At 65.1% G+C, this 13,176-nt stretch carries 13 protein-coding genes; 8 read left to right on the forward strand and 5 right to left on the reverse strand.

Annotated features, from left to right (window positions below; all coding sequences use genetic code 11):
* Positions 1-22 precede the first annotated feature (22 nt).
* A complete protein-coding gene (locus tag ACXJKC_RS14390; protein WP_456697423.1) occupies positions 23-829 on the reverse strand; it encodes a hypothetical protein in 807 nt (268 codons plus the stop codon).
* Here ACXJKC_RS14390 and ACXJKC_RS14395 point away from each other — a divergent pair.
* Together ACXJKC_RS14395 and ACXJKC_RS14400 are read left to right on the forward strand one after the other, a co-directional pair.
* Positions 828-1,751 carry an FhaA domain-containing protein gene (locus ACXJKC_RS14395; protein ID WP_456697424.1) on the forward strand — a complete coding sequence of 308 codons (924 nt, stop codon included), beginning with the start codon at positions 828-830 and terminating at the stop codon, positions 1,749-1,751. The genes ACXJKC_RS14390 and ACXJKC_RS14395 overlap by 2 nt on opposite strands.
* Before the next feature lie 70 nt (positions 1,752-1,821).
* The gene (locus tag ACXJKC_RS14400; RefSeq protein ID WP_456697425.1) at positions 1,822-3,345 is read left to right on the forward strand and encodes a serine/threonine-protein kinase; all 1,524 of its coding nucleotides are present in this window, start codon (positions 1,822-1,824) and stop codon (positions 3,343-3,345) included.
* A 4-nt stretch (positions 3,346-3,349) separates the two neighbouring features.
* Here the strand turns inward: ACXJKC_RS14400 and ACXJKC_RS14405 are convergent, their stop codons facing one another.
* Complete coding sequence (locus ACXJKC_RS14405) at positions 3,350-4,276, reverse strand: serine/threonine-protein kinase (RefSeq protein WP_456697426.1); 927 nt, start codon at positions 4,274-4,276, stop codon at positions 3,350-3,352.
* An 18-nt stretch (positions 4,277-4,294) separates the two neighbouring features.
* Here ACXJKC_RS14405 and ACXJKC_RS14410 point away from each other — a divergent pair, with 18 nt between their 5' ends.
* On the forward strand, positions 4,295-4,849 hold the full coding sequence (locus ACXJKC_RS14410; RefSeq protein ID WP_456697427.1) for an RNA polymerase sigma factor: 555 nt from the start codon (positions 4,295-4,297) through the stop codon (positions 4,847-4,849).
* Positions 4,850-4,901: 52 nt separating this feature from the next.
* Positions 4,902-5,552, forward strand: coding sequence for a hypothetical protein (locus ACXJKC_RS14415; RefSeq protein ID WP_456697428.1), 651 nt, complete (start codon positions 4,902-4,904; stop codon positions 5,550-5,552).
* On the opposite strand, the gene ACXJKC_RS14420 is transcribed toward ACXJKC_RS14415, so the two are convergent.
* Entirely contained in the window at positions 5,533-6,120 is a 588-nt protein-coding gene (locus ACXJKC_RS14420; protein WP_456697429.1) for a hypothetical protein, read from the reverse strand. The genes ACXJKC_RS14415 and ACXJKC_RS14420 overlap by 20 nt on opposite strands.
* Before the next feature lie 333 nt (positions 6,121-6,453).
* On the opposite strand from ACXJKC_RS14420, the gene ACXJKC_RS14425 reads away from it, so the two are divergent.
* Positions 6,454-7,725, forward strand: a complete 1,272-nt coding sequence (locus ACXJKC_RS14425; RefSeq protein ID WP_456697430.1) for a histidine-type phosphatase — start codon at positions 6,454-6,456, stop codon at positions 7,723-7,725.
* Here the strand turns inward: ACXJKC_RS14425 and ACXJKC_RS14430 are convergent, their stop codons facing one another.
* Positions 7,726-10,314, reverse strand: coding sequence for a DEAD/DEAH box helicase (locus ACXJKC_RS14430; RefSeq protein WP_456697431.1), 2,589 nt, complete (start codon positions 10,312-10,314; stop codon positions 7,726-7,728).
* A gap of 71 nt (positions 10,315-10,385) precedes the next feature.
* Here ACXJKC_RS14430 and ACXJKC_RS14435 point away from each other — a divergent pair, with 71 nt between their 5' ends.
* From ACXJKC_RS14435 to ACXJKC_RS14445, 3 genes are all read left to right on the forward strand, one after another.
* A complete protein-coding gene (locus tag ACXJKC_RS14435; protein ID WP_456697432.1) occupies positions 10,386-11,483 on the forward strand; it encodes a serine hydrolase domain-containing protein in 1,098 nt (365 codons plus the stop codon).
* Positions 11,484-11,541: 58 nt separating this feature from the next.
* Positions 11,542-12,360 (forward strand): dioxygenase family protein, encoded by an 819-nt coding sequence (locus tag ACXJKC_RS14440; protein WP_456697433.1) that lies wholly within the window; start codon positions 11,542-11,544, stop codon positions 12,358-12,360.
* 108 nt (positions 12,361-12,468) lie between these two features.
* On the forward strand, positions 12,469-12,735 hold the full coding sequence (locus ACXJKC_RS14445) for an excalibur calcium-binding domain-containing protein (RefSeq protein ID WP_456697501.1): 267 nt from the start codon (positions 12,469-12,471) through the stop codon (positions 12,733-12,735).
* A 6-nt stretch (positions 12,736-12,741) separates the two neighbouring features.
* Here the strand turns inward: ACXJKC_RS14445 and ACXJKC_RS14450 are convergent, their stop codons facing one another.
* Positions 12,742-13,116, reverse strand: coding sequence for a thioredoxin family protein (locus ACXJKC_RS14450; RefSeq protein ID WP_456697434.1), 375 nt, complete (start codon positions 13,114-13,116; stop codon positions 12,742-12,744).
* Positions 13,117-13,176: the final 60 nt, after the last annotated feature.

The following is a 13,176-nucleotide window of genomic DNA, read 5'->3' on the forward strand; positions in this document are numbered from 1 at the left end:
TCCAGCTGATTCGTGTCGCAGATCAACCGGGCTGGGCATCCAGTCGGACGCGGATGTCGTCCAGGACGCGCTGGGGGAATTCCGCGGTCCGGCGACACCGATCCACGAGATAGACGATCTTGTTCATGCGGGGACCAGGCATCTCGAGCCCACGTGCGGTCAGCGCCGGACGCAGGATATTGCGATCGAACGCGCCATCGCTGTGGACCTCGGTGCCGCGCCACCGCGCGAACGCGTTCTTGAGATCGCCATGGGCGACAACACCGTTCTCCGGGGACAGCGCCACCGCGATCGCCGCGACCAGCCACGCGTCGTCATGCTGCAGGGAATCGACGCCGAGTTGGACTGTCCCGGAGTCGGGAACCACAGCCGGGGGCGCGTCGAACGTGACGACGGCGCCGAACGTCAGGTCGGGGTATCGCAGCTCGATGCGGCTCCCGCTGCGGGGCAGCGACAGCTTCTGGCCGGGAGCCGGCGTCGTCGACGTGCCAGTGGGGGTGGTGATCTCGACGACCGCACCGTTGGCACGTTGGCCACGGTGGACCACGGGACTCGAGTCCGTCGCGGTGATGACCAATGCGGGATCGCTGACGTACGGCAGCCTCACGAAGACGTAGGTCGATCCATCGATCTGCTGAGCCACGACGGGCTGTTGTTCTGGCAGGTTCATCCGCCGCGCGAGCATGAACACCGCTCCGGCCGCGAGCGTCGCCTCACCGGAGTGCGCTTCACCGGCCGACCAGGTGACGTGCAGCACCAATTCTCCTTCGTGGAATGTGTTCCGCCGCAGCTCGACTTCTGCCACGGCTGACCCTGACGATGATGTCATGCCCGGAACTCTCTCCACCTTGACCTTCAACCTGTTGATCGTCGTGCTCTTTGTCGCCGTCGTGTTCGTGGCGCTGCGGATCGCGCAAAGCATCTTCGGGACGAACTCCAAGCGTGCGGCGGCTACCGAGGTCGCGGCCAAGCTGGTGTCGTACCCCACCGGATCGTCCGCGGTGTTGCGACGTCGGTTCGTTCGCGCCTTGACGGGCCAACATGTCGTGATGCCGAGCGGTGAGCGTCTGGCGTTCTCCGAACTGGTCGTGCGGGTGGCACCCGAGGACCTGGACCGACTCGATCCCGAAGGTGACCTCGAACGCCTCGGCGAGGACGGCGCGAAGCTGTACGCCGAGCATGCGGAACGAGCAGGCTGGGCCGTCCCGCCGGTCGTCACGGTGAAAGTCGAAGTCGATCCCGGTCTGCGGTCGGGCTGGGTGCCGCCTGCGCGGGGAAGCGGTCGTGCAGAGGCTGCTCCACGCGAGGCCAAGCGATTGTCAGTGGGCTGGGACGTCGTCGGCGATCAGCAGGTGCCAGACCCTGAAGCGACGATGGGCTTCCCGGCGCTCGTGCCGGATCTGGCCGATTCGGCACCGACCATGAACGTGGCTGCCGGCTTGCGGTTGGAGCGTGATGGTCGGACGTTCACGGTCGGCAACGCCGGTGCCGTATTGGGGCGTCTGCCGGAGAGTGCCGTCCCGTTCGAGAATCCTGAAGTCTCCTACCGCCACGCGGCGATCCGTCGGCAGGGCGCGATCTGGGAGGTCAAAGACCTCGGCAGCACGAATGGGACGACAGTTGACGGGCACCGCATCGATGACTGGACACCGGTGCACCCTGGATCGGTGCTCGCCCTGGCGGGAGTGCGGTTGGTTGCGTCGTCGGACACCGCTGGGACGGTCCACCTGCGCGGCGTCACCACTCACTAGGTTCAATGGACCCTGAAGACGTACCTTCGAGGTGAGAGCGGTGCCGATGAGAAGCGGGAGGATCAGCCTGATGCGAGATCCCCTGTCGACGACGCCCGTGGCCTCGACCGCGAACCGTCCGGCCCCACCGACCACGGTCCCGGTCGGTCAGCGCTTCGAGATGTTGGGCCGCATCGGCGCCGGCAACCACGGGGTGGTGTTCCGGGCCCGCGACAGCCAATTGCAGCGCGAAGTCGCCATCAAGAGGTTCTCGCACTTCGTGGCCGACGATCCGCGTGCGATGCGTCGCATCACCCGTGAGGTCGCGACACTGGCGCGGGTGTCACATCGCAACGTCGTCACGGTGCACGATCTGGTCCACATGCCCGACGGGGACGGCGAGATCACGCCGCACTTGGTCATGGAGCTGGTCGAGGGCACGTCGCTACGCGATCTGCTGAACCGTCAGGGGCCCAGTCTCCGATCGGTCATCGTGGTCCGCGGCGTACTGGAAGGCTTGGTGGCGTGTCACGAGGCCGGCATTCTGCACCTCGACATCAAGCCTGCCAATGTCCTCGTGACGTCCGATGGGGGAGTCAAGATCGTCGACTTCGGCATCGCCCGTGCCGCATCGGATGCCACCGCGACTGTCGCCGGTACCCCGCACTACATGGCGCCCGAGCAATTCGACGGCCGGGCCGACGAGCGCAGCGACATCTATTCGGTGGGATGTCTTCTCTACGAGTGCTTGACCGGTGTGCCGCCGTTCCAGGGCACGATGGCGACGCAGCTCATGGCGCACCGCCACGAACCCCGGCCTGATCCCCGCGATATCACGCCCCAGGTCAGCGCATCCTTGGTCGCGGTCGTGCACCGGGCGATGGCGGTCGAGCCGACCGAACGTTTCCCATCGGTCCAAGAGATGCTGGCTGCCCTCGCGGAGGTCGGTGATGGCCTTGATCTGAACCAGCCGGCCAGATCAGCGGGCCCGGCGACGGCAGCGGTTGTGGTGCCGCAGGGCCACGGACCCTCGGTCACTCGTTGGACCAAGCTCCAGACGTTCTCGGTCGGCCTGGCGCTGAGTGCCTTCATCGTGGCTTTGGTGCCAGGACTCGTGTGGCTGTCGATGGACTTGGTTCCGTATGACTTCCATCCGCCTGCGATGCGCGATGCAGGTGCCGGCGGGTGGTGGATGCTGGCGGTCGGCTTCGCGGTTGTCTTCTTGCTGCTGCGTCGTCGAACGTTCCTGCCGTCCCTGTCTGGACCTGCTGTCGGAGAGCCGCTTCCGCCCGGACGCATCGATGCCTCGATGCGTTCGGGACTGCGTACCGCGGTCGGCGCCGCGCTCCGTGGTTCGGTGCCGATCCTGTTCCCGGCCTACGTCGCCTCGGTGTCTGCGCTTGTCGAGGTCGGCGGTCTGCAGTGGCCGGACGATGTGTTCGGCACAGGTTGGGGGACCGCCTGGGTCCTGATGCCCCTGGCGGCGCTGGCTCTCGCGCTGCGCAGCGTCACGCGGGTTCGTCTGCGGTTCGGCTCGATGTTCATGGCGATGATCTACCTCGCCGGGGCGATGCTGGCAGCGGTGCTGTTCGTCGCCTATCCCTACGCCCTCTGACCGATCAGCGCAGGAAGAGCCAGGTGGCCACGGCGCTCGCGGCGAACGCTGCTGCGGCCAGGGGGACGAGGATCTTTGCCCGGATGCCCGTCGCTGCCTGATCGGTCACCCCGCCGGCAGCGACGTGGGCCAAGGCATCGGCCAGGTCGACAGCCGATGCCGGACGGTTCTGCGGGTCGAGCGCCATCGCTCCGCTGAGCAGGACGTCGAGCGAGGTCTGGTCGAGTGATGCGGGCAGCGGACGCGTGGGTGCGATCCGCGTGGGCCGATCACTGGTCGTCCTGGTCAGCAGGGTCATGGGATCGCTGACATCGAACGGCAGCCGTCCGGTCAGCAGGACATACGTGACGACGCCGAGGGCGTACACATCGCATCGTTCATCGATTGCGCGTCCCAGTGCCTGTTCGGGGGCCATGTACGACGGCGTGCCGGTCGTGACGGTGATACCGCTTGCCTCGGCCAGACGCTTCGCGCTGCCGAGGTCGGTGACCAGGACCCGCTCGGTGCCATCAGGATCGACTGCGACGAGCAGATTGCTCGGTTTGATGTCGCGGTGGATGACTCCCTCGGAGTGCAACACACCGACGGCACGGGCGGCGTCCTCGGCCAGTTCGAGTGCGTGAACGGGGTCGAGTGAACCGTCGGCGCGCTCGGCCAGGGTTCCGCCCTCGATGAAGTCCATCACGAAGAATGGCTGATCCGCGTGCGTTCCGACATCGTGCACACGCACGACCCGATCGCTCGAGATCCGCCTCAACAGGCGGGCCTCGGCCAGGAACCGTTCCCGCACATCGGCGTGATGCGACCAGTTCTCGGCCAGCACTTTGACCGCGACAGGTATCTCCAGTTCGGTGTCGAAGCCACGCCAGACCGTCGCGAATGCCCCCGAACCGTGCACCGCGTCGAGCCGGTATCGACCGATCTGTCTCATGAGCAGACAGTATGAAGCATGGACACGACCAACTGGGACGAACTGGTAGCGCTCGCGCGCGCCGAACGACCGCATGCGATGGAGGATCTGCTTGCCGCCGCGCGACCGCTGGTCCTGCGACGCTGCGCCAAGTTCCTGCCGTACCGGCAGGACGCGGAAGAAGCGGCCCAGGAGACGTTGTTGACGATCGCGACCCGGCTGGACGACTTCACGGGCAAAGGATCGTTCCAAGGGTGGATCACGGTCATCGCCTCGAATCAGGCGCTGCAGACCTACCGGTCGATGAAGAAGCGGTTCGGCGACACCACGACCGATGCGATCGGTGAAACGCCCGACCCCCGCACGACCAGCGTCATCGCAGGCACCCGGCTCGATCTGCTCGACGCACTCGAACTGCTTGCGCGAGACCATCCGGCTGCGGTGGAAGCATTCGTATTGCGTGACCTGGGCACGCTGCCGTACGCGGAGATAGCCGTGCTCACCGGAGCGCCCGTGGGAACGGTGAAGGCGAGGATCCACACAGCCAGGGACTACCTGCGTAGAAGATTGGCGGATCAATCGACAACTTTTTGACGTGTCGACGCATCTGACTGAGTGAACGCCCCACTTCGACAGGAGAATTGCCATGATGAACAAGCAGCTTGCAGGTCTCGTACTGGCGATCAGCGTGGCCGGGGGAGCCGGCACCGGAGTGCTCGCGAATGCGCTGACCTCCGACAAGGAGCCGTCCCCGAAAGTGACGCCGATCGCGACACCGACACCGACACCGAAACCGAAACCGAAACCGACTTCAGACGCTCCCAGTTCGCCCGACCAGTTCGTTGTGGTGCCAGGTGCCGTGGGCCCGGTCAAAGCCGGTATGTCGAAGTCTGAAGCACTCGCGACCGGATATTTCATCGCGGACGCTCCACCGCCTGTGGAGGGCTGTCCAGGAATTCCGCTTGTCTGGAAGGACAAGTTCGCAGACTCTTTCGATGTCTATACGCTCGGCAACGGTGAGATCACCTCGATCGGCATTCGCGCGGCCGGGACCACGACTGCCGAGGGGATCGGGAAGGGCAGTACCTACGACGAAGTGCAGGCCGCCTATCCCGACGAGCAGTTGGTCGAGGCCGGTTACGGTCAGTCGGGGCTCCGAGTCTTCGACCGGGACAACGGCGGGTGGCTGGGCTTCCTGTTCAACCCGACCGTCGACAAGATCAAGGGCGATTCGCCCGTCACCTTCGTCGAGGTCACGAAGGGCGCCGAGCCCGGACTCATGCGCGACGGCTGCTGAGCCTGGTTGTGCGTTCGACGATCAGCGCCGCAACGAAGGCACCCAGGGTCCCGAGCAACTCATCGCTCAAGGTGTCCTCGTATGCACCGTCGAGTTCGGTGCCACGACGGATGAACGTGTACCACTCGCCGAGCTCCCAGCCGACGGCGAGAATCGCACCGAGACCCGTGATGCCGAACACCAGCAACCACCGGGGACGCACGTCGGCGCGGGCGATGAGCAGGCCGCAGCCCCACAGCAGCAACAACCAGTTGGCGAAATGGTTGATGTTGTCCCAGGGATCGATCGTGTCGTAGAGGTTGAAGGTATTGCCGGTGATGTCGATGAAGAACGGGGCCATGATGAGGGCGAAGGCGCCCCACGGGAGCGAGTCGAGGGGGTCTGTGGGGTGCTTCCACCACCAGATCGCCGGAACCAGCAACATCAGTGCGGGGTAGACCGCGAGACGATAGCCGAAACCTTTGCCGTCGTATTGGTCGAAGCCGCCGAAAGCGCCGACAGCCAGTTGAGCGACGGTGAGCGCGAGCAGGGCGACGGCAGTCCAGAAGGCGACACGACGAGAGGACATGGCAACACCCTGACACATGCGGCAGACACTCGTGCCGTCCACAGGACGACGTCGTGAGGCCAGCGCGTCCACAGGGGCTGCTACAAGCATCGGACGGGGGAAGAGTCTGCACCTAGCGTGACTTGTATGACTCATCCATCCCGCCGAGTGCGCCGACACCTACTTCGTATTTGCGATGAGGACGATATCTCCCGTCCGCTCGCTCTACACGACCCCGACGCGCGAGCCCAGGTCACGTCGATCGAACCGACGAGGCCCCGCCTGAGGTTGATCCGTGGTGGCCTCGCCGAACCATGAATCGTCAATCGCCCAGCCGGACCTTAGAGTGGACAGATGCGACGATCCAAGACGTGGGCCGGTCTCACAGTGGCCGTGGTCTCACTCGGGCTGGTCGGCTCGACGGCCCAGGCCGATCTGGTGAGCAACGTCGGCTTCTACGCCAATCAGACGCCCTACGGAGATCCGGCTACCACGTCGGTGCTCAAGCCGCCGGCGGGCTACGAGCTGTTCTTCGTCGAGACCGTCGCGCGTCACGGGGCACGCTCGATGACCGACACCGTGGCGGAGAGGCGCGTGCTCAAGGTGTGGAAAGGCGCATCCCGCCGGGGCGCCCTCACGACGCGGGGCAAGAAGTTCGACAACGATCTACGTGCGTTCCAGAAGGCCGAGCGGAAAATCGGTTACGGGCGCCTCAGCAAGGTGGGCAAGACCGAGTGGAAAGGCATCGGTCGACGCACAGGCCAGAACTACCGTGATTTCCTGACTGGTTCAGCAGCCGGCGGCGACACCATCGCGATGATGACCTCACCGGTCCACCGCACCAAGCAGAGTGCCAGCGCGATGCGATCGGGTCTGACCGCGGCCGCGCCAGGTCTCAAGTTCGCACCGAACAAGGTCGACCGCGATTTCCTCATCGAAGAAGGCTCATCCAAACGGGGCAAGGCCGCGATCGAGACCGTCAAGCGTCGCTCAAGCGTCAAAGCCGCGGCCCGGAGAATCCTCCTGCGGCTCTACCGCCCTTCATATGTCAAAACCCTCGACCACCAGGTCGACAAGGCGCTCGACATCTATCGGCTCTACAGCACCGCACCGGGTATGCGCGGTGACGCATCGGTGACGTTCGCCGACTACATGCCGGTCAGATATGCACGCGTCATGGCCGAGGTCATGGACGCTCGAAACTTCTACCGTTTCGGTCCTGGAGTCACAGGGGAGAACAAGTCCTACCGCCAAGCCAAGCCGATTCTCGACAGCTTCTTCGCCCAGCTCGACAAACGCATCGCCGGAGGCAAGACGGCCGCAGTGTTCCGGCACGCCCACGGAGAAGTCACGATGCCGTTCGCGGCGTTGATCAAAGCGCCGGGCAGCACCCGTCGAGCCAGCAAGAGTGCGCCGTACTCGTACGGTCGCAATCCCTGGCGCGGATATGTGGCCGGCCGGCTCGCGGGCAGCATCGAATGGGCCGCCTACCGCAACGCCGACGGCGAGATTCTCGTCACGATGCGCTACAACGAGCAACCCGCGAAGCTCTCGTCGGCATGCAAACCTTCGGCGACCGGTACGCACTTCTATCGGGTGTCACAGCTCAAGCGGTGCCTGCGCTGACTACTTGCGCAACCGCACCAGCTCGGCCAGCGCCGCATCGGACAATTCGGTCAGGGCGCCTTCGCCGCCATTGACGACAGCATCGGCCAGCGATCGTTTGGCGCGGATGAGTTCGGCGATCGACTCCTCGATCGTGCCTTCGCTGATCAGCCGGTGGACCTGGACGTTCTTGGTCTGGCCGATGCGGTGGGCGCGATCGGTGGCCTGGTCCTCGACGGCGGGGTTCCACCAGCGGTCGAAATGGATGACGTGATCGGCGCGGGTCAGGTTGAGTCCCACACCTGCTGCCTTGAGCGACAGGACGAACACCGGGAGCTGGCCGCTCTGGAACGAGTGCACCATCTTCTCGCGCCCGCGCACGGTGGTGCCGCCGTGCAGGAACTGATTGCCGATCTTCTTGTCGTTCAGATGGCGGGTCAGCAAGCGTCCCATCTGGGCGTACTGGGTGAACACCAGCGTCGCGCCGTCTTCGGCGACGATTTCCTCGACCAGCTCGTCGAACACGCCGAGCTTGCCCGAGCGGCCGTTCAGACGGCCGTCCGGTTCGCGCAGGAACTGTGCGGGGTGATTGCAGATCTGCTTGAGCTGGGTCAGCAGCTTGACGACAAGTCCTCGCCGTTGGATTCCTTGGGCCTGTTCGATCTGCGCCATGGTGCTGCGGACGACAGCCTCGTACAGGCCGACCTGTTCACGGCTCAGATTGATGCGGTGATCCGTCTCGATCTTGGGCGGCAGCTCAGGCGCGATACCCGGATCGGACTTGCGTCGGCGCAGTACGAACGGCCGGATCAGCTGTGACAGTCCGGCCGCCTTCTCGGTGTCTCGACGCGATTCGATGTCACGCGACCAGGTGCGTCGATACTGCTCGTACGTGCCGAGGAGTCCGGGCGTGGTCCAGTCGAGGATCGCCCACAGCTCCGAGAGATTGTTCTCCACAGGCGTACCGGTCAGCGCGAGACGGGCCGTGGCGGGGATCTCGCGGATCGCCTGTGCTGTGCGGGCGTGGGGATTCTTGATGTTCTGTGCTTCGTCGGCCACGACCAGACCCCACCCGGGCTCATGCTCGGCCAGGATCATCGCATCGGCCCGCATCGTCGCGTACGTCGTGACCAGGAAGCCGTCTTTGACATCATCGAGGTTACGGCGTGCGCCGTGATAGCGCTGCACGTTGACGCCGGGTGCGAACCGTTGGATCTCGCGTTCCCAGTTCCCGAGAACCGACGCCGGGCAGATCACGAGCGTCGGCGCCGTCGACTCGACAGCACGCTGCAAGTGCAGGGCGATCAACATGACGGTCTTGCCGAGTCCCATGTCGTCGGCGAGAACTCCGCCGAGACCGAGATCGACCAACTGCGTCATCCACTGCAGTCCCTGCAGCTGGTAGTCACGCAAGTGACCGTCGAGGTCATCGGGCTGTGCAGCGGGGCTGATATCGCGGTCCTGCACGGAGAGTCGGCGGCGGACGTCCTCGAGCCACCCGACGGTGTCGACCTCGGTACGGCGGCCGTCGATCTCGAGTTCGCCGGTGACGGCGGCTCGCAGAGCTTCCAGCGGCGAGATGTCGCGGGTGCGCTGTTCCAGGGCCTGGCTGATGCGGGCCTTGTCGACGAAGACCCATTTGTCGCGCAACCGGAGCAGCCCGCTTTGCGACTGGGCGAGCTGCTCGAGCTCGCTGGCCGACAGGACGTCGTTGCCGAGCGCGATCTGCCAATCGAATGAGAACAGCTGGCCGTGCGTGAAGGCCGACGGCCGATCCGAGCCCGGCGTCTCGCGGCGACGGACGACTGCCGAGGTAGAGAGCTCCCGCACGAGCTCGGGCGGCCAACGCACTTCGATCCGGTTGGCCATCAGTGTCGGTGCGAGGCTGCGATCGCCCAGACGAGCCAGTTCGTCGGGTCCGACCGTGACAGCGCCGCGCGAGTGCTCATCGCGCAGGGTCGCCGCCGCCGGCCACAGGTGCCCCAGCCGCTGCAGCATCGCTGCTGTCGGCTCCCGGGCGTCCTGCGCCATGGGGTGTGCCGAGCCGTTGAACAGATCGTTCGCATCGAATGCGGCGAACGAACCCGAGCGTGGATGCACCCGCAGCCGCACGACGGCGGCCTGATCGGCAGTGGGATGTTCGAGGAACGACACGATCAACGACCACGAGAACGTCGTCTCACGCGAGCGCTGCGACGCGGCCCGAGGCGAGACGTAGGTCGTGCGCTGCGGTGTGGACGCGGCAGCCGGGGCGTCGACCGCCAGAGCCTTCATGAACGCGTTGACGGCGGCTTGTCCGGCGCCCGGATTGGGACCTATCGCCGCTCCGGCATTCTGCAGTTGCGCCAGTTCGCCGGGGTCGGGGGAGCCGAGTGCACCGCGGGCCATGATGCGTAACGCAAGGATCGCCGGCGTCGCCCATGCCCGGACGGAACGGTCGGCGGACATGACCCGGATGCCCAGGCTGAGTGGCCCGATCGCCTCATTGGCGGTCGCCGATTGATCGCCTTCGGGGGTGTGAAACACGAAGCGTGATTCCTCTGGTGTCTCGCCGGCCACGAACTCGACAGGATGGCGCAGCAACAGGCGCAGATCCATGGCGGTGGGCATCCCTCCATTGTCGCGCATCGATCCAATCTTCGGGCGGTGAGGTCGGGTACGGGGTGTGGCAGGCTCGACGTATGCGCATGCGGGCAGTCATCCTCTCGTTGTCGCTGCTCGCGATCACGGCGTGCAGTGGCGAACGGGAAGCGGGACAAGCGCCCACTCCGGCGCCGAGGACGACGACCGCCACGCCGATTCCGACACCGCCCCACGTGTTTCCGGGCGCGGAGTGGTCGCGTTCTCGAGCCGGCGACTGGTCAGATCTCGACGCGACATTGGCGCAGGACGGTTCGACCTGCCTCGCGGTGATCAAGGACGGCGTGCTGGTGCATGAGGCGTATTGGAACGGCGGCGGGCCCGATCGGCCGCAGAAGGTCTACTCGATCACCAAGTCGATGACTTCGCTGCTGATCGGCATGGCTGTCGACAGGGGAGCATTGGACCTCGACGGCCCTGAAACCGTCACCCTGCGCTCGCTCCTCTCGATGACGTCGGGCCGTCATTGGGACGAGGCGATGGATCGCCGCATGATCCGAGCCGAGCCGGACAAGTCGGCGTACGCAGTCGATGTCGCACAGGACAGGGCACCGGGTCGGTCCTGGATCTACGACAACACCGCGATCCAGGCGCTGGAGGCGGTGCTCGACGACCTCGACGAGTCACAAGACGTCGTCGCCTTGGCGAAGCGCCACCTGCTCGAACCGCTGGGCATGCAGAACACGACCTGGGGACGGGACGCCGCAGGCAATGCGCTGACCTTCTCAGGGGTCGAGTCGACGTGCCAGGATCTCGCGCGGGTCGGCCACCTGATGCTCAGCAAGGGCTCGTGGAAGGGGGAGCGACTGTTGTCGGCCGACTACGTCCGTCAAGCCACGGCACCGTCGTCGACATTGAACTCGGCGTTCGGACTGTTGTGGTGGACGAATGCGAAAGGCCGTGTTGTCGAGGTTCTGCGGCAGGCCGGATTCGCCACCGACAAAGCACCCTATGAGGGTCGCATCGCCCCCAACGTTCCAGGCGACGCGTACTGGGCTTTCGGCTATGGCAACCAGTACATCGCGGTGGTGCCCAGCGAGGGAGTGGTCGCGGTACGACTCGGCCGACGTCCGGCGTCGCCGGACCGGGTGACATTCGATTCGTTCACCGCGGGCACGCTGGCTGCGCTCCGCCGCTGAACACATTCCGGATCATCCTGTATAGTTGAACTATCAACTACTAATGCCAGGACGTGACATGGCCAGCTACTCGATCTCAGACCTCGACAACAGGCTCACGCCGAGTGAGCTCATGCCGGCCATGTTCGTCGGCCACGGAACGCCGATGAATGCGATCTCCGACAATGTGTACACCCGCACCTGGCAGGCACTCGGACACGAACTTCCCGCCGCCCAGGCCATCGTCGTGGTGAGCGCGCATTGGCTCACTCCTGGCCAGACCCATATCACCGACGCGCCGAAGAATCCGATCATCTACGACTTCGGCGGCTTCCCCGACGAGCTCTACCGGGTCACCTATGAGTCGTTCGGCGATGAGGACGTCGCCAAGATCCTGGCGAGGCAGCTGGTCGAGTACGAAGCCGAACTCGACAAACAATGGGGCCTCGACCACGGCACGTGGAGCGTGCTCAAGCACCTGGCTCCCGCGCCGGACGTACCGGTCCTGCAGATCAGTATCGACTACTCGATGCCGTTGCCGAAGCTGTTCGAGCTCTACGGGCGGCTGCGGGCGATGCGCCGCCGTGGAGTCGTGTTCATCGGCAGCGGCAATATCGTGCATGCTCTGGGCCGGGTCAAATGGGACGGCGGGAGTGCTTGGGACTGGGCTCAGCAGTTCGATGCCGATACCGCAGCAGCGCTGCGCAACCGTGAAGTCGGCAAACTGCTTGATCCCTACGGCTCATGGTCCGAAGCGCGGATCGCGGTGCCGACCGACGATCACTACCGTCCTATGGTCGCCGCGCTGAGCCTGCTCGAAGACGGTGAGGACATTCGGTTCTTCAACGACACGATCGATATGGGTGCGATCGGCATGCGGTCGTTCATCACGGCCTGACCGGTCGGAGAGGACTGGTCCTTTCGAGTCATCTTGTTCTGAACAGGCAGTGCGCTGCGCTGAAATGTTCCATGCTGAGCGTTCACTCCTGAAAGGAACTCCCTCGTGATGCGAAAGCTCATCATGACCATCGCCGGCGTCTCGCTGGCTCTCGGACCGGCCGCCGTCGCGACATCGGCCGATGCCGCGCCGGCCAAGAAGTACAAGAACTGCGCCAAGCTCAACAAGGACTATCCGCACGGTGTCGGCAAGCCCGGGGCGCGCGACAAGACGTCGGGCAAACCGGTCACGAACTTCAAGCGCAGCGCTGCGCTCTACAAGACGAACAAGAGCCGCGACCGCGACAAGGACGGCATCGCCTGCGAGAAGAGGTAGCGCGACTCAGTTCGCGTCGGCGGCCTCTGCTTCGGCGACCTTGCGGTGCACTTCGTCCATGTCGAGATCGCGCACGGCCGTGATGATCTGTTCCAGGCCGGCGGCAGGAACAGCACCCGGCTGGGAGAACACCAGCACGCCATCGCGAAATGCCATCAGCGTGGGGATCGACGTGATCTGGGCACCGGCTGCGAGCTCTTGCTGATCCTCGGTGTCGATCTTGGCGAAGACGATGTCGGAGTGGGTCTCACTGGCCGCTTCGAAGACGGGCGCGAACTGCCGGCACGGTCCGCACCAGGACGCCCACCAGTCGATCAGTGTGATTCCCTCGGCGCCGAGGGCCTCGTCGATGGTCTCTTTGGTCAGGGTCACGGTGCTCATGGTTGCCTCTCGTGAAGAAGTCGTTACACAGGTGCTAACGGCGGACCGCAACCGACCATT

It is taken from the genome of Aeromicrobium sp. P5_D10 (assembly GCF_054049535.1).

Coding starts and splice junctions, on each gene's coding strand:
- ACXJKC_RS14395 (WP_456697424.1), top strand. CDS start 828: ATGCCCGGAACTCTCTCCACCTTGACCTTCAACCTGTTGATCGTCGTG.
- ACXJKC_RS14390 (WP_456697423.1), bottom strand. CDS start 829: ATGACATCATCGTCAGGGTCAGCCGTGGCAGAAGTCGAGCTGCGGCGG.
- ACXJKC_RS14400 (WP_456697425.1), top strand. CDS start 1,822: ATGCGAGATCCCCTGTCGACGACGCCCGTGGCCTCGACCGCGAACCGT.
- ACXJKC_RS14405 (WP_456697426.1), bottom strand. CDS start 4,276: ATGAGACAGATCGGTCGATACCGGCTCGACGCGGTGCACGGTTCGGGG.
- ACXJKC_RS14410 (WP_456697427.1), top strand. CDS start 4,295: ATGGACACGACCAACTGGGACGAACTGGTAGCGCTCGCGCGCGCCGAA.
- ACXJKC_RS14415 (WP_456697428.1), top strand. CDS start 4,902: ATGATGAACAAGCAGCTTGCAGGTCTCGTACTGGCGATCAGCGTGGCC.
- ACXJKC_RS14420 (WP_456697429.1), bottom strand. CDS start 6,120: ATGTCCTCTCGTCGTGTCGCCTTCTGGACTGCCGTCGCCCTGCTCGCG.
- ACXJKC_RS14425 (WP_456697430.1), top strand. CDS start 6,454: ATGCGACGATCCAAGACGTGGGCCGGTCTCACAGTGGCCGTGGTCTCA.
- ACXJKC_RS14430 (WP_456697431.1), bottom strand. CDS start 10,314: ATGCCCACCGCCATGGATCTGCGCCTGTTGCTGCGCCATCCTGTCGAG.
- ACXJKC_RS14435 (WP_456697432.1), top strand. CDS start 10,386: ATGCGCATGCGGGCAGTCATCCTCTCGTTGTCGCTGCTCGCGATCACG.
- ACXJKC_RS14440 (WP_456697433.1), top strand. CDS start 11,542: ATGGCCAGCTACTCGATCTCAGACCTCGACAACAGGCTCACGCCGAGT.
- ACXJKC_RS14445 (WP_456697501.1), top strand. CDS start 12,469: ATGCGAAAGCTCATCATGACCATCGCCGGCGTCTCGCTGGCTCTCGGA.
- ACXJKC_RS14450 (WP_456697434.1), bottom strand. CDS start 13,116: ATGAGCACCGTGACCCTGACCAAAGAGACCATCGACGAGGCCCTCGGC.